Genomic DNA, 16,436 nt, shown 5'->3' on the forward strand with positions numbered 1-16,436 from the left:
TTTAAATGAAAATAAAGAAAATGGATGTGAATGAATAATGTTACATATTAAAGAGGCTATATTAATAGAAAAGAATGGTTTTTATATTAGTACGGATAAGAGTTTATTAGATATAGACGTCATTTATAATTTTTTAACGAATGATTCCTACTGGCTCAAAGGAGTAACAAAAGTTTTGGTCGAGGCCTCCATTGAGAACTCAATTTTATGCTATGGAATTTATGAAGGAAATCCTACATCTGGAACAGCGAAACTGGTCGGATTTGCTCGAGTAGTTTCTGACTTGGTTAGACATTCATGGCTAGGGGATGTTTTTGTTCTACCTGATTACAGAGGGAGAGGGCTTAGTAAATGGCTAATGAGCATTATTGTGAACCATCCATATTTGAAGGGGACAAACTTCCATCTGGCAACTAAGGATGCGCATACCTTGTATGAACAATATGGATTTCAGCCATTAGAAAGCATAGAAAAGAGAATGGCTAGACCACATGATTGGGATGCCATTCATGCGGCCTATAACAGTGTAAATAAAGGTTAGTAGAGATGTGAAAACGCTGGTTAGTTGGTAAACAAATCATTTTGCTCTTTCCCATCATTATTATTTACTCCTTCTTTAAAGCTCTGATATTAATTTGTAACAACCTTCGATCTATTTGGGGGTTACTTCGTCCATACTTTTTATATAATAAGAGGAGACGAAAACAGAAGGAGCTCACTTAGATATGCAGTTAGCAATAACATTTAGTATATTGGCGATTAGTATCGTTTTATTTATAAGCAATCGAATTCGAGCAGATTTAGTGGCACTACTTGCACTATTGGCATTTGTTATTACGGGTGTATTAGACCCTTCAGAGGCGCTTGCAGGGTTTTCTAACTCCGTTGTAATTATGATTGCAGGATTATTTGTCGTTGGAGCAGGAATTGTAAGAACGGGACTAGCCCAAAGCGCAGGTAATCTTTTACTCAAGTGGTCTGGAAAAAGTGAACAAAAATTATTTATTTTGCTGTTACTTATTACAGGAAGTGTTGGGGCTTTCATGAGTAATACAGGAACGGTTGCATTAATGCTACCAATTGTCATCAGTATTGCAATCAGCATCAATAGCAGTCCGTCCAAGTATTTAATACCACTTTCTTATATAAGTAGTTTATCGGGTTTGCTAACCTTAATAGCGACACCGGCGAACCTGATTGTTAGTCAAGTGCTTGTTGACAATGGCTATGAAAAGCTTGGTTTCTTTGAAATAACTCCAGTTGGTGTGATTGCTATTATTGTAGGTATCTTATACTTTGTTGTGGCAAGAAATTGGGTTCTACCAAGAGCAAGTAAGAAGGATGCAGTCAGAGATGGTCATAAGCTTTCACCTAAACAGCTAGCTGTCGATTATGAGCTTGGGGGCAATCTGCATCGCTTGAAGGTTCCTGAGCATTCTCTAATGATTGGAAAGAAATTAACGGATTTAAAGCTACCTGCGAAATATCATTTAGCTATTTTAAAGATTGATCGTAAATCGATGGAAGGGATGAATCTTTTGCCAATGACGTACCAAGAGATGGCAGGTCCTCTAAGTACGATTCAGGCGAAGGACGTTCTCTATATTCAAGGTTCTTTGACAAACACCGAGGATTTGGCAAAGGATTATTTGCTGGAAGTGGATGATGACGATTCGATGCCAGACTTGCTAGTTTCTAAGCAGCTTGGAATTGCAGAGGTATTATTGACTCCACATTCTAGTCTGATTAATGAAACAGTTGCAAGCATCGGCTTCCGTGAAAAATATAATCTAAATATATTGGGGATAAATCGTAAGGGTGACTATGTATTGAGTGAGATGGCAAACGTACGACTGCGATTTGGAGATGCCTTGCTTATTCAAGGAGCCTGGGAGGAAATTGAGCTTTTAGCCAAGGCAACAAATGACGTAGTAGTGGTAGGACAGCCAAAAGAACACGCAAGTATGGCAGCAGCAAGCGGAAAGGCTCCTATTGCAGGAGCAATTATGGTGCTAATGATTGTATTGATGATTTCAGAAATATTCCCTGCCGTAATTTCTGTTTTAATAGGAGCAGTATTAATGGTCGTAACAGGATGCTTGCGTAATATGGATGATGCTTACGGGAAGATGAACTGGGAAAGTATTATTCTTATAGCAGCTATGCTACCTATGGCTACAGCTCTAGAAAATACAGGTGGTATGGTCATTCTGTCTAAAGGAATAATTGACCTCCTTGGTGGTTTAGGTGCATTGGGTGTATTGGCAGGTATTTATTTTATTACAATGGTATTTGGTCAGTTTATAAGTAACACAGCCACCGCCGTTCTTTTTGCTCCAATTGCAATGAATGCAGCACTTAGTATGGGTGCAAATCCTTATACTTTCTTAATAGCCATTGCCGTTTCATCTAGTATGGCGTTCGCAACACCTGTTGCGTCTCCGACTAATGCTTTAGTGATGACAGCCGGAGGTTATAAATTCTTCGATTTTGTAAAGGCAGGTATTCCTTTACAGTTAGTCATGTTCATCGTCATGATGATTTTTATTCCTATTTTCTTCCCACTGTAACATGGTAAAATACCCTTATATAGAAATTTTTTCAAATAGGGGGTATGAAGATGAATATGCCAACGCATATTTTAGCTGCAGGCGGAATTGTAGAAGATGAAAAAGGCAACATTCTTTTAGTGAAAACAGAGCATGGTGGATGGGTTTATCCAGGGGGGCAAATCGAAAACGGAGAAAATGTTATCGAAGGCTTAATCCGAGAGGTAAAAGAGGAAAGCGGTATAGATGTGGAAGTATTAACGCTATACGGTGTATATTCCAACACAGGAACCTACAAATGGCATGATGGGGTAACAGATGTTCCGACTAAAATCATGATGGACTTTGTTTGTAAACCAATTGGTGGAAGTCTTTGTACCTCTGAAGAAACGTCTGAGGTAGCATGGGTGCCGAAGGATGAGGTACTAACTATGATAACTGCAGATGCAATTCGGTTAAGATATCAAGCTTATCTAGAATTCGAAGGAAAAGTAATTTACAAGGAATATGTAACCAACCCAACCTTTGAATTAAAACTAAATAGATATATTTAATGATTAGCATATTTTTTTGAGTTGATGTTTGTTGAAATTGTTTTAAAACATCAGTCAGCGATAGCTAAAATAAATTTACATTTCTATAAAAATTCTAGAGCAAACCTTTACCTGGTTTGCTCTTTTTGTTTTTTTGTATAGAGAAGGGGTATAAAAATAGAAACATCTTCCTTTTATTCGTCTGCTGAATATGATATAAATAAAAGTGTTAAAACAAAGTAAACAACTTGGTTTAATATACTTATTAAAAGGGGTTTTAACGAATGGGTAGAGAATTTGTAGATATTTTTGATGGATGGGCAGATTCATACGAGGCTTCGGTTTCAGGAAAGGATCCCGAGTATCGTGATGTTTTTGAAGGCTATGACTCTATTTTAAATGAAGTAGTCAATCGTGTTTCTGGGATTTCTGTCGTTGAATTTGGTACAGGAACTGGTAACTTGACAGCAAAGTTAGTTGAAAAAGACTTTTCTGTCATTGGCATCGAGCCGAACGAAAAAATGAGAGAGATGACAGCAGAACGTTTCCCAAAAAGAGAAATAATTGATGGTGACCTATTACAGTTTGAAATAGGGAAATCTCATGTGGATTCTATTGTCAGCTCTTTTGTATTTCATCACCTGACGGATGAAGAAAAAGGAATGGCTCTAAAGCTATATTCAGCGCTTCTGAAGGAAAATGGCAAAGTCGTGTTTGCGGATACCGCATTTATCACAGAGGAAGCAAAGCAGGACCAGATAAAAAAAGAAAGATCTAGAAATTTTCATAATGTAGCGGATGATTTAGAACGAGAATACTATACGACCATTCCAATTTTAACGAAATTATTTGAAGAAGCAGGATTTCAGGCACACTTCTCGAAGATGAATGATTATGTCTGGATCATGGACGCAACGAAAAAATAAGGAGCGAATAATGATGAAAAAAATGAACGTAGAAAGCTTTAACCTAGACCATACAAAAGTAGTCGCACCATTCGTACGCCTAGCAGGAAAAAAAGAAGGTATCAATGGAGATGAAATATACAAATATGATATCCGATTTAAACAACCAAACAAAGAGCATATGGAAATGCCGGGATTGCACTCACTTGAGCATCTGATGGCTGAAAATATTCGCAATCATACGGAACAAGTGGTGGATTTAAGTCCAATGGGCTGTCAAACAGGATTTTACCTCTCTGTGATCAACCATGAGAATTACGATGAAATTTTAGAAATTCTTGAAAAAACATTAGAGGATGTTCTTCAGGCGACCGAGGTCCCAGCTTGTAATGAGGTACAGTGTGGATGGGCTGCAAGTCATAGCTTAGAAGGGGCAAAAGAAATTGCATCTGAAATGCTAGCGAAAAAAGACGAATGGCGACAAATTTACAAAGAGGAAGCATAAATGAATATTTATCGAAATGTCCAGGAGTTAATAGGAAATACGCCACTAATAGAAATAACAAACATTTCAATTCCAAACAATTGTCGTATTTTTGCAAAATTAGAATACTTAAACCCTGGAGGAAGCATAAAGGATCGATTAGGTTTGTCTTTAATAGAGGATGCCGAGAAATCAGGTAGACTTGTGCCGGGTGGGACGATTGTTGAGCCTACAGCTGGAAATACAGGGATAGGACTTGCACTCGCTGCCATTGGAAAGGGATATAATGTTGTATTTGTCGTTCCAGAAAAATTCAGCCAAGAAAAGCAAACGCTGATGCGGGCGCTAGGTGCAGATGTCATCAATACGGATACATCATTGGGTATGCAAGGAGCCATTAATAAAGCTCAGGAGTTGGTAGAGAAAACAGCTAATGCATTTTCACCGTCGCAGTTTTCCAATCCAGCTAACCCGAACACTTATGTTCAAACTCTGGGCCCAGAGCTTTGGAGGGATTTAGAAGGTCAAATCGATGTGTTTGTGGCAGGTGCTGGTTCAGGAGGTACCTTTATGGGTACTTCCATCTTTTTAAAGCAACGGAATGAAAAAATAAAAACAGTAATTGTTGAGCCAGTTGGATCCATCTTGAATGGAGGAGAAGCTGGTTCTCATACAACGGAAGGTATCGGTATGGAATTTTTACCGAAGTTTATGGATTCATCCTACTTCAATGCAATTCATACTGTAAGTGATAAGAATGCCTTTTCCGAGTTACGTAGACTATCGAAGAAAGAGGGTTTACTGGTTGGAAGTTCCTCTGGCGCAGCATTCTATGCAGCCATTAAGGAAGCGGAGGTAGCTAAAGAAGGAAGCCATATCGTAACCATCTTCCCAGATTCTAGCGAACGATATTTGAGTCAGAAGGTATATGAATTATTCAAGGAGGAATAAAATATGCGCGCAAAAACAAAGCTTATTCATGCAGGGATCGTTGGAGATGAAGCAACAGGGGCAGTGTCTACACCGATTTACCAAGTAAGTACGTATAAGCAAGAGGCAGTAGGTAAATTTAAGGGATACGAATATTCACGTACTGGTAATCCGACTCGTCATGCATTAGAAGTCCTGATTAGTGATTTAGAGGGAGGGGTAGCAGGTTTTGCTTTTTCCTCAGGCATGGCAGCAACAAGCTCTATAATGATGCTCTTTAGCAAGGGAGACCATGTCATATTAACAGATGATGTTTATGGTGGGACTTTTCGAGTTATTTCTAAAGTATTGAACCGTTTTGGAATTGACGCAACATTCGTCGATACTGGAGACCTTGCCAATGTGGAGGCTGCTATTACAGATAATACAAAGGCTATTTTCTTAGAAACTCCAACAAATCCTTTGCTTAAGGTTACTGACATAGAGGCAGTCGCAAAATATGCAAAGGAGAAAGGGCTGTTAACTATTGTCGACAACACGTTCATGACACCTTATTTCCAACAACCAATTTCTCTAGGTGCCGATATTGTTGTGCATAGTGCTACAAAGTATTTAGGCGGTCATAGTGATGTAGTGGCTGGCCTAGCTGTAGTTAATTCTGAAGAGTTAGCTAACGAACTGCATTTTGTTCAAAACTCAGTTGGAGCAGTATTAGGTCCACAGGATTCATGGCTATTGATGCGTGGTATTAAAACATTAGGGCTACGCATGGAAGAGCACAATGAAAGTGCCCAGCGAATTGCAGAATTTTTAAATGAGCATGAGGCGGTTGGGAAAGTATTTTATCCTGGACTTTCTACCCATTCAGGGCATGAACTAATGAAAAAACAAACTACTGGCTTTGGAGGCATGATTTCCTTTGATGTCGGAAGTGCTGAAAAGGCAGATGAACTTTTAGCGAAGCTTCAATACTTTACTCTTGCCGAAAGTTTAGGAGCAGTAGAGAGTTTAATCTCTGTGCCTGCTCGTATGACTCACGCATCAATACCGAGTGACCGCAGAGCAGAATTGGGCATTACCGATGGGTTAGTTCGTATTTCTGTAGGCATCGAGGATGTAGAGGATTTAATTGAGGACTTAGAGCAAGCATTAGCTTAAGTAAATAAAAAAACACACCACCTTTGTTATGAACTGCCCCGTAAAAGTTAGACACTAATCTAATTTTTACGGGGTTTTTTTATAGCACTTTGCCAAGAAATTAATTAAATTATAATTTTAGAAAATATTGCATATATAATTGTTCTCTTCTTAATTGTTCGTATGTCTTCATAAAAATAGGTGTTATGAAATTAACTCAAGTATGATGAAGGAATTTTATATCATAATAATACGAGAGACTTTATAGTTTCCCTACTATATTGAAATAATGTTTTATGAGTTTAGTTTAGGGAATTTAATAAGTGAAAGCTAACGTAAGAAGGGAGTTATGTATATGAGTACAAGTAAGACAGCAATCATTACAGGTGGCGGTGGCGGGCTGGGTCGAGCAACAGCCTTAAAACTTGCAGAGTCAGGCGTCAATATTAGCATTATTGATGTGTCAGAGGAGCAAGGGAACGAAACTGTTCGTTTGATTGAAGAAAAAGGAGCTAAGGGCATCTTTATCAAGGCAGATGTTACTAATGCTGAAGAGGTTAAGCAGTACGTAGACAAAACAGTGAGCACCTTTGGCTCGGTAGATATGTTCTTTAATAATGCAGGAATCTCAGGGCCAGGTAAAAAATTCTTGGACAATTCGATTGAGCAAATTGATCTTGTTTTGGATATTAACTTAAGAGGTGCCTTATACGGCCTATATTACGTACTACCGGAAATGATTAAAAATGGGGGAGGTAGCATAGTTAATACTTCCTCTACGGCTGGATTGGTAGGACAGGACAGTGTAGTAAGTTATTCAGCAACAAAGCATGGTATAGTCGGTGTTACCAAATCTTTAGCAGCCGAATATGCAAATCAGGGAATTCAAATTAACGCAGTAGCTCCAGGATCTACTGAAACCCCTATGGTTAAACAATATAGAGAAATGAATCCAGATGTATTTAAGGCAGTTTCCGCTACAATTCCACAACGTCGTTTAGGACAACCAGAGGAAGTTGCTGAATTGGTTTCCTTTTTATTGATGAGCGAGGCTAAATACATTAATGGTGCTGTCGTACCAATTGATGGAGGATTTACTGCTATCTAGGTAACTTATTTGGACAATTGCATACTATAACATTAAGGCATACCGCTTATGTGGTATGCTTTTTAAATTCAAGAACATCTGTATCTTAAACGCCTTAAGATCAGCAACATCACTGTTCGGCAAACAGGAAGACATACTAATTAAGAGTATTCGAGTCAACAGCACTTTACCGGTAAAGCACTAACATTTATTAATATGTAATTGTAGTGGCAGGCATCAAATCCATCGGTATAAATCCGCGCGTAGAAAGCATTTATCACAAGAGAATCTGAATTTTCTTTTACATGCAACGGGCATTTAATACAATTTAATCTAAAATGAAAAAGGAATAGGTCCTAGCCCATTCCCTTTTTTAGAAGTATAAAAAAGAAGTATTACCAGAAAAAAGCCCCAGCTAAAGCAATTCCAGTAATTGCACCTAATGCAATACCGTAACCAAATCCTGGTCCGAATCCCCAGCCCCAACCTAAACCATATCCTCCAAAGTTATTGTTAGGCCGAATCCATACCATATCCCGATCAACCTTTGTAATTTGTCCTACATGTGTTCTACCTTGGTTGTCCGTAATTCTTACTCTTTTTCCATGGTATCTACAGCATAAATCATATGTTTGTGATTGATTCATTTTTTGTCCCCCTCTCTCAAAAAATTACATACAAGTATGTTCTATAACATATGCCGTATGGAAGTTTTCACAGTAGACAATCGTCTATGAATACTAGGCTTAATAGTTTTAAGATTTATACAAAACCTGAAATGATAATAGGAAATGAGAAAGGAATGATAGGTTGGCTGTTATCAAAACTTCTAGTTGGTTATATGAATTTATTGAATCCTGCGAAAAAGAAGAGAGGAAAGATGTCTATCAGCTTCAGGGTGAATTTCTATGTGAGCCGCTGATGGATATTTTTCCTAAGACAAATAGAGAAGCAATTCATTATGAACTTCTACGATTTGGATTATTTGAACCAAACGAATGGCAGGAAGTGAAAAGCATTGTAGAAAAAATGGAGGAAAGGAAAGTATGGGAGCTAGTAAATAATGAATATAAGCAGTTAAGAAAACTGTGGAATGGTCCCAAGGTGCCGATTTATATCTTCCCTATTAAAATAAGAGGCACAGGCCAGGCAAGAGAGCCCTTACCAGTTAAAAATGGCGTGGCCTATAAAAAGGCATTGTTTTTATTTGTGTCTAAGGATCTTTCTGATGAGGAAATCAAAGCTTCCCTGGTACATGAATATAATCATGTTTGCAGGCTCCAATTTTTGAACCTTTCTCCTTTAAAAACAACCTTGGAGGATTCTCTCATAATTGAAGGTCTGGGGGAATATGCAGTAAAAGAGGTTTGTGGAGCAAAAAGGTTAGCCCCATGGATTGAACTCTATTCACACGATGAAGCACTAGAAATATGGAAAAAGCATTTTATTCCCTCTTTAAAAGTAAAGGATATAAAAAATCATCAGATCTTTCTATTTGGCCAACCTAGAAGTCCCTTTCCAAAATGGATAGGGTATCATATTGGCTTTCATTTAGTAGATTCCTTTGTAAAAAAACAGGGGCCATTCCCAAATGGGGAACTATACCGGAAAACAGCAAAGGAAATTATTGCAGGATCTAGTTTTTCAATTAAAGGTTAATAGATATCTATAGACGACATCTAAAAATCCGGTAGCCTACTACGTCACTATATTCATTTAGAAATTGGTTATGCTCATCCCAAAGATCATAAAGTGACATATCTATTTCGCTGGATGGATTTATGTCGTCGATGTCTATTTGTTCCATATTGACTGGAGGCTCAAGCATTTCAATATGCTGAAATCCTGCCTTTTGCAAACAATCTTTCCACTCTTCCTCACTAAATAGCTGTTGAACGCCATAGAGCTCCTTCACTTTCTCCTTTACTTGCTCCGAAAGATTGGAGGTGCCAGTCATTTCAATCAATAGTAGCCTGCCATCCTTCTTTAGCATTCGAGCTATTTCACTTAAGGTATTGCCTATGTTAGTAAATACAAGGACTGATTCGGAAATAATGACATCATAAGAATTCTCTTCTAAATTTAAGTGTTCGATATCCCCTTCGATTAAATGAATGGTACCCTCCAGTAAATCCAAACGCTCCCGAGCTTTTTTTATCATAAGGGGATGGTTATCAACAGCTGTTACACTGCAACCATACTTAGTAGACAAAAACGCAGAGGTTTTTCCTGTTCCACAACCAATATCTAAAACAGACTCAGACGCTTGAATTTTCTCTTTTCTTAAAAGAAATTGTGTTAATCCAAACCCACCTGGATGAGCACTTCCAATTCCAAAATATGATAGTAAATCTAGGTATTTGTTTGACATGAAGCAACCTCCCGTTTTCATTATAAATAGCATATGCGTCAAATAACTAATTAGCTAGGTAGATTAAAGGGAAAAAAACGTATAAAGGAGAATAACATAAGAAAGTAAATAGAAATAGGAGATTCCTCAAATGGAGAATGGACTAGAAAACAACACCATATACTTAACTGAAATGACAGATGGCTTTCTCATGGATATTCATGGTTATGCATCTAACGAAGAGGTTTGCAAATACCAGCCTTGGGGACCAAATAGTATCGAAGACACTAAAACTTACTTGAAGGAAGTCTTAGCTGACGTTATGAAAGATAAAAGAACTAGGTATGTGTTTGCTGTTGTAGAAAAGACAAGTAATAAGATGATTGGAGCTGGAGAACTATTTCATGTAGATTACGCCAATAAGAATGGAGAAATGGGCTATATAATACATCCAAACTTTTGGGGTAACGGTATAGCTACACAGGTTGCGCATTTACTACTTGATTTTGGATTTAAAGAGCTGAAGCTAAACCGTATTTCTGCTACTTGTGATGTCCGAAATATTGCATCAGAAAAGGTTTTAAAGAAAGTAGGTATGATACAGGAAGGATTATTAAGAGAAAATATTTTATTGAAGGACGGCTGGAGAGACTCTTTTCTCTATAGCAATTTGAGCCGGGATAGGATGACAAAATAATAGGGGGGATTTGATGGCAGATGTTTTTCAAACGTCCGTAGAACAGTTCACACAAGTGCATGATGACTTTATTCAAGCATGGAATGTAGCAATGTCTACCGGTAAAACTGAAGGTCTTGAAATTATGACTCAAAATTACTATGTTACTTTTTTTAATGGTCATGTTGAAAGGCCAGAGTTCTTTGACCGTCCAGAAGCTGTACAGGGGATGAGGGAGTCAGTGGAAGCCTTACAGGGCGCCAAAAAAAGATTTGAACATCGAATTATTAGACAGCGTGATGCAGGTAGGTTCGTAGTATTTTATGAGATGATTATTGAAAAGAACGGACAAGAGTTAACTCGTTTTTTTACGTTAGAGGATTGGGAAGAGATAAAGGGACGTTGGTTGTTGACACGAGAAATTACGGAGCATATTTGAGGTAAGCACTCTCTTCAGTAAGAAGAGAGTGTACTCTTGAAAATACTAATTATTTTTAATTTGAAAATTCGACATATTTAAACTTTTATTTTGCATAAATTTACTATTGTATAATTATACATAAAGGCATATATTATATAAATATTAGAAAAATCCATTAGCTAATAAATATTTAAATATATATTCTATGATTCTATCTGGAAAATGATAGTAGAAGAAAAGCGAAGGTGAGCAATATGAGTAATTGGTTGAATTTATATGATAATATGGAAGACTTTCTGGCACCTAGTATGGCAAAGGACCATCCTAATATTCCAATAGTCAAGGAAGAAGGCTGTTATTATTTTGGTGCAGACGGTAAAAAATATTTAGATTTTACTTCAGGTATAGCCGTAACGAATACTGGGCATCGTCATCCTAAAATCGTTCAAAGCATCAAGGATGCTGCCGATCAATTAGTACATGGTCCGTCAGGTGTCATCATGTATGAATCCATTCTCCAGCTTTCCAAAAATCTTGGTGAAGTGTTGCCTGGAGATTTAGATTGTTTCTTTTTTGCAAATAGCGGAACCGAAGCTATTGAAGGGGCTTTAAAGCTAGCGAAGTTTGTCACTGAAAGACCTTATGTGGTTTCGTTTACAGGCTGTTTTCATGGACGTTCACTTGGTGCATTAAGCGTTACAACATCCAAAAGCAAGTATCGGAAATTTTTACAGCCATCGCATTTATCCTACCAAATTCCTTATGCAGACGCGAAGAGCTGTCCAGAGGGTATGGACCCGGAAGTATACTGTGTAGAGCAGTTAGAAAAAGATTTCAAGCGGCTCTTTAAGCATCAGGTAACTCCTGAAGAGGTTGCATGCGTTATTTTAGAACCAGTTCTAGGCGAGGGCGGCTACATTATCCCTCCTAAATCTTGGGTAAAGAGAATCCGAGAGATATGTGATGAACATGGAATACTATTAATATTTGATGAAGTTCAAACTGGATTTGGTCGAACTGGTGAATGGTTTGCTTCCCAATATTTTGGAGTAACTCCCGATATCATGGCCATCGCTAAAGGAATCGCCTCTGGGCTGCCACTTAGTGCAACTGTTGCTTCTAAAGAGTTAATGAAGAAATGGCCAATTGGTATGCATGGAACTACTTTCGGTGGAAATCCGATAGCGTGCTCTGTGGCATTGACCACATTAGAAATTTTTCACGAGGAAAACTTAGTTGAAAACTCTAAAGTGGTAGGGGCGTATGCAACGAAGAAATTAAATGAGCTAAAAGCAAAATACGCGATAATTAGTGATGTTCGCTCTGTCGGCTTAATGATCGGAATTGAAATCTCCAACCTTGAAACAGGAGAGCCAGATGGACAGGCAGTCATGAAAATTCTCGATTACGCATTAGAGGAAGGCGTGCTCTTCTATCTCTGTGGAAACGTGGGCGAAGTTATTCGTATGATTCCTCCATTAACAGTAACAAAGGAACAAATTGATGATGGATTAAAAATGCTTGAAAAAGCAATTATTCGATATACAAATGAAACAAAATAAAATAGAAAAAGGAGTAACAATCATGAAAAATAAATTACTTTTAGTTATATTAGCAATGATTATAGCAATTCTAGCAGCATGTGGAACAAAAGAGGATACGGCGAAAGATTCTGGTAATGCATCATCTCCTTCAGAAGAAAAACAAGTTTTAAAAATGGGTACTTCAGCAGACTATCCACCATTTGAATATGTAGACACTGCAAAAGGTGAAGAAATTATTGGTTTTGATATTGATTTAGCAAATTTAATCGGGGAAAAACTAGGATATGAGATTGAAGTGGAAAACATCGATTTTAACGGTTTAATCCCAGCGATTCAAGCAGGTAAATTAGACTTCGTATTATCAGGAATGACACCAACAGAGGAACGCGACAAAGTAGTTGACTTCTCTGTTCCTTATAACGAAACAGTGCAAATGGTCGTAACTAAAAAAGATAGTGGCATTAAATCAGTGGAAGATTTAGCTGGTAAAACAGTTGGTGTTCAAATTTCATCTATTCAAGAAGAGCTAGCGAATGAAGTAGCGCAAACAGTAGATATGAAAGTGGAGAGCCGCAACTTAATACCAGAGGTTATTCAAGAATTAATGACAAAGCGTTTCGATGGTGCAATCATTGAAGATATTGTTGCAGAAAACTATGTAAAGCGTAATGATGACCTTACATTCTTCCCAGTAGTAGTAGATGAAATCGATTATAAGGCAGCTGTATTTCCAGAAGGCAGTGAACTTAAAGAGAAATTTGATAATGCTATCAATGAGCTAATTGAAGAAGGAAAAATTGATGAGCTTAGAGAAAAATGGTTTGTAGTAGAAGCAGAATAATTTAGCATAAAAAATATAATAGTTAGATAGAAAGGAGGGTAACGATATGTTAGATTTTTCTGCAGTCGTTCCCTCTATTCCTTATATTGCAAAAGGAATAGGTGTTACACTTCAAATAGTTGTTGGAGCCACAATTATCGGATTAGTTTTAGGTATTTTATTGGCTCTATGTAAAATTGGTAAAATTACCGCATTGAGATGGTTTGCAGACTTTTATACGTCCATTTTTCGAGGAACTCCACTCGTTTTACAATTGATGATTATTTATTATGCAATTCCTCAGCTTTTTGATATTAATATTGAGCCAATGCCTGCAGCAATAATTGCATTTGGTTTAAACTCTGGTGCGTATATCTCAGAGATTATTCGTGGAGGTATCAATGCTGTTGATAAAGGCCAGTTGGAAGCTTCATTAGCTTTAGGCATTCCATACGCAAAGATGATGAAGGATATTATCCTGCCACAAGCTATGAAAAATATCATGCCTGCTCTTATGAATGAATTTATAACTTTAACGAAGGAATCTGCAATTGTAACAGTGATCGGGGCTTTAGATATAATGCGTCGTGCTTATGTCGTTGGTGGTTCTTCTTATCGTTATTTAGAGGCATTAATGATTGCCGGAGTGATGTACTATATTCTTACACTTATTTTATCATTCCTTGGCAAAAAGCTAGAAAAGAGGATGAGTAGAAGTGATTAAAGTAGAAAAATTATATAAATCATTTGGAAAAAATGAAGTCTTAAAGAACATTTCCACGGAAATAAAGGAACAGGAAGTAATTGCAATCATTGGACCATCCGGTTCTGGTAAGTCTACCTTTTTGCGTTGCTTGAATCTTTTAGAAATCCCAACAAGCGGTGTTATTAGTATTGGAAATGATGTCGTGACGGATAAAAAAACAAATATTATGAAGGTACGTGAAAATGTAGGAATGGTCTTTCAGCATTTTTATCTGTTTCCTCATAAAACGGTATTAGAGAATCTAACTTATGCACCAATGCAGGTTCAAGGGAAATCAAAGGCAGAGGCGACAGCCACTGCTGAGGACCTTTTAAGAAAGGTTGGACTCTTTGAGAAACGTTCAGAATATCCAAATCGCTTGTCAGGAGGACAAAAGCAACGTGTAGCTATTGCCCGTGCCTTAGCGATGAACCCTTCTGTGATGCTATTCGATGAACCGACATCTGCCCTAGACCCAGAGATGGTAAAAGAGGTTTTGGCGGTTATGAAGGATTTAGCTGAATCAGGAATGACGATGATTATCGTGACACACGAGATGAACTTTGCCAAAGAGGTAGCAGATCGTATTTTATTTTTGGATGGTGGAGTATTAGTAGAGGACACACCACCAAATGAATTCTTTAGTTCTCCAAAATCGGAGCGTGCAAAAGAATTCCTAGAAAAGGTTTTATAAGAAAATATGTATTCAAACGGCAGCAAGCTCAATAATTTGGAGCTTGCTGTCTTTTTTAGCATTAATAAATTGCAAGGATGACTGAAAAAGGTATTAGTGCTGTATTTGTAGAATTAAAGAGAATATTGTTATACATAAACTGAGTAGCTGTTAGATAGGGAAGAGTAATAATGGGAGGTAAAATGTGGAAAATAAATGTATTTTTGATGTTCTAACCTTTGATATAGATAGGGGTAATTATGAGGGAAAAGTCGAAATACAGAAAGGTTATTTTATAGATGTAACTATATCTGTTGAGTCATTTGATAAAGATTTAGTATTTGAAGTAGCTGAAAATACCTTTGAAACAATAAAAGTCTCTGAGGAATTATATAAAGAAAAAATAGCAGAGGATTTAATGCAGCTACATAACGAAGTGTGGAATGAAGGAAGAATGACCAATAAGGATGAATTTAAAAAACGAATTAAAATGCAGGGAATGTTAATCTTTTGTGAGGGAAACGCAGAATTATATTATGACGATGGAGATTTATTTTGGGGACACACGATAGTAGTAGATATTGATGAAAACGGTTTGTATCAAGATGCTCAAATTTTTGGATGAGATTAATTTGTTGTTCGGCTATAAAAAAGCCTACAAGAGATGAATAAATAACTGAGAATAGAGGTTACATATGGAGGTTTCCGATAATATTAGTTTAGAAAAGATACCTACAAATATAAGGATAAATGTTTTAGATAAGCAGGTAGATTTAACAGAAGAAATAAGAACAAAAATAAATCAATACTGGGAGAATATTAACAGAAAAGGGATTTTCAATCGAGGAAAGGTTTTTAGTATTGATCAAGTTCAAGAAGATGAAAAGAATCTACTTATTTCCCTTACCCATACTGATTATGCCCATTTTCTTTATAGTAGGAAAACGGAGTTACCATCTCAGTATGACTGTATTGTTGTCTACCCCGCTACACTCATCCTTACTTCGGACCAATATATAGTTTTTGGTCATATGAATGAAGGAACAGCTAATCCAGATAGAATTCAATTTGCGGCTGGTGGATTAGACGAAAATGATTTAGAAGAAGGGCATATCAGTATACATAAAAACATTGAAAGGGAGATTCAAGAAGAGCTAGGGATTGACCTAACTAAAACGAAATGTAAATCTCCATTAAGACCATGGTTGATCAAACATGGAGGTAAATCATTGGTTTTACTTTATCAAGTAACTATCGATTTAACCTCTAAAGAAGTAAAAGAAATACATGAAAAATACAAAAATGATTTATATAGTTTAGGGAGTACTCCAGAGTTTAAGAGACTAGAAACTATAAAATATAACCGTACGGAGTTAACTAGACTGTTGTTAAGTGAACATCCAAAGGCCGATTATATAGACCCAATTTGTACGTATTTACTAAAACAATTATAAAAATAACAAGCTCTGAACATGAAAATAGTAAATGTTGAAGTTTGTAGTTAACGAACTACATGATCCTTTAAAAAAATAGTAGAAGCACCTTCATTCACTTATTTGGATGATGGTGCTTCTTTTTATTA

Annotated in this window: 19 protein-coding genes; 17 read left to right on the forward strand and 2 right to left on the reverse strand. The window is 37.0% G+C overall.

Features of this window, described 5'->3' with window-relative positions; all coding sequences use genetic code 11:
- Positions 1-37: 37 nt before the first annotated feature.
- The 8 genes from H9650_RS15855 (at position 38) to H9650_RS15890 (ending at position 7,646) form a co-directional block, all read left to right on the forward strand.
- Positions 38-541, forward strand: a complete 504-nt coding sequence (locus H9650_RS15855) for a GNAT family N-acetyltransferase (RefSeq protein ID WP_191697610.1) — start codon at positions 38-40, stop codon at positions 539-541.
- A 184-nt stretch (positions 542-725) separates the two neighbouring features.
- On the forward strand, positions 726-2,570 hold the full coding sequence (locus H9650_RS15860) for an SLC13 family permease (RefSeq protein ID WP_154310067.1): 1,845 nt from the start codon (positions 726-728) through the stop codon (positions 2,568-2,570).
- 50 nt (positions 2,571-2,620) lie between these two features.
- Entirely contained in the window at positions 2,621-3,103 is a 483-nt protein-coding gene (locus H9650_RS15865; protein WP_154310068.1) for an NUDIX hydrolase, read from the forward strand.
- Positions 3,104-3,366: 263 nt separating this feature from the next.
- Complete coding sequence (locus tag H9650_RS15870; protein WP_191697611.1) at positions 3,367-4,008, forward strand: class I SAM-dependent methyltransferase; 642 nt, start codon at positions 3,367-3,369, stop codon at positions 4,006-4,008.
- Positions 4,009-4,021: 13 nt separating this feature from the next.
- The gene (locus H9650_RS15875; RefSeq protein WP_144539095.1) at positions 4,022-4,492 is read left to right on the forward strand and encodes an S-ribosylhomocysteine lyase; all 471 of its coding nucleotides are present in this window, start codon (positions 4,022-4,024) and stop codon (positions 4,490-4,492) included.
- Entirely contained in the window at positions 4,493-5,422 is a 930-nt protein-coding gene (locus tag H9650_RS15880; RefSeq protein WP_144539093.1) for a PLP-dependent cysteine synthase family protein, read from the forward strand.
- Positions 5,423-5,425: 3 nt separating this feature from the next.
- Positions 5,426-6,559, forward strand: a complete 1,134-nt coding sequence (locus H9650_RS15885) for a bifunctional cystathionine gamma-lyase/homocysteine desulfhydrase (RefSeq protein WP_191697612.1) — start codon at positions 5,426-5,428, stop codon at positions 6,557-6,559.
- Between the two features lie 334 nt (positions 6,560-6,893).
- A complete protein-coding gene (locus H9650_RS15890) occupies positions 6,894-7,646 on the forward strand; it encodes an SDR family NAD(P)-dependent oxidoreductase (RefSeq protein WP_225216123.1) in 753 nt (250 codons plus the stop codon).
- Between the two features lie 374 nt (positions 7,647-8,020).
- Here the strand turns inward: H9650_RS15890 and H9650_RS15895 are convergent, their stop codons facing one another.
- Positions 8,021-8,272, reverse strand: coding sequence for a hypothetical protein (locus H9650_RS15895; protein WP_144539087.1), 252 nt, complete (start codon positions 8,270-8,272; stop codon positions 8,021-8,023).
- Positions 8,273-8,435: 163 nt separating this feature from the next.
- On the opposite strand from H9650_RS15895, the gene H9650_RS15900 reads away from it, so the two are divergent.
- Positions 8,436-9,284: a DUF2268 domain-containing protein gene (locus H9650_RS15900; protein WP_144539085.1), complete on the forward strand. Its 849-nt coding sequence runs from the start codon at positions 8,436-8,438 to the stop codon at positions 9,282-9,284.
- Positions 9,285-9,291: 7 nt separating this feature from the next.
- On the opposite strand, the gene H9650_RS15905 is transcribed toward H9650_RS15900, so the two are convergent.
- Complete coding sequence (locus H9650_RS15905; protein WP_154310074.1) at positions 9,292-9,996, reverse strand: class I SAM-dependent methyltransferase; 705 nt, start codon at positions 9,994-9,996, stop codon at positions 9,292-9,294.
- A 130-nt stretch (positions 9,997-10,126) separates the two neighbouring features.
- On the opposite strand from H9650_RS15905, the gene H9650_RS15910 reads away from it, so the two are divergent.
- From H9650_RS15910 to H9650_RS15945, 8 genes are all read left to right on the forward strand, one after another.
- Positions 10,127-10,672, forward strand: coding sequence for a GNAT family N-acetyltransferase (locus H9650_RS15910; RefSeq protein WP_191697613.1), 546 nt, complete (start codon positions 10,127-10,129; stop codon positions 10,670-10,672).
- A 13-nt stretch (positions 10,673-10,685) separates the two neighbouring features.
- Positions 10,686-11,090: a hypothetical protein gene (locus H9650_RS15915; protein ID WP_191697614.1), complete on the forward strand. Its 405-nt coding sequence runs from the start codon at positions 10,686-10,688 to the stop codon at positions 11,088-11,090.
- 236 nt (positions 11,091-11,326) lie between these two features.
- Entirely contained in the window at positions 11,327-12,634 is a 1,308-nt protein-coding gene (locus tag H9650_RS15920; RefSeq protein WP_144539077.1) for an aspartate aminotransferase family protein, read from the forward strand.
- A gap of 22 nt (positions 12,635-12,656) precedes the next feature.
- Complete coding sequence (locus tag H9650_RS15925) at positions 12,657-13,457, forward strand: transporter substrate-binding domain-containing protein (protein WP_144539075.1); 801 nt, start codon at positions 12,657-12,659, stop codon at positions 13,455-13,457.
- A 46-nt stretch (positions 13,458-13,503) separates the two neighbouring features.
- Entirely contained in the window at positions 13,504-14,160 is a 657-nt protein-coding gene (locus H9650_RS15930; protein ID WP_144539073.1) for an amino acid ABC transporter permease, read from the forward strand.
- Positions 14,153-14,875 (forward strand): amino acid ABC transporter ATP-binding protein, encoded by a 723-nt coding sequence (locus H9650_RS15935; protein ID WP_144539071.1) that lies wholly within the window; start codon positions 14,153-14,155, stop codon positions 14,873-14,875. Before H9650_RS15930 ends, H9650_RS15935 begins: the two co-directional genes overlap by 8 nt.
- 184 nt (positions 14,876-15,059) lie before the next feature.
- Positions 15,060-15,479 (forward strand): DUF2262 domain-containing protein, encoded by a 420-nt coding sequence (locus tag H9650_RS15940; RefSeq protein WP_191697615.1) that lies wholly within the window; start codon positions 15,060-15,062, stop codon positions 15,477-15,479.
- 70 nt (positions 15,480-15,549) lie between these two features.
- Positions 15,550-16,308 (forward strand): hypothetical protein, encoded by a 759-nt coding sequence (locus H9650_RS15945; protein ID WP_191697616.1) that lies wholly within the window; start codon positions 15,550-15,552, stop codon positions 16,306-16,308.
- Positions 16,309-16,436: the final 128 nt, after the last annotated feature.

Source organism: Psychrobacillus faecigallinarum, from assembly GCF_014836595.1.
Lineage (GTDB): Bacteria > Bacillota > Bacilli > Bacillales_A > Planococcaceae > Psychrobacillus > Psychrobacillus faecigallinarum.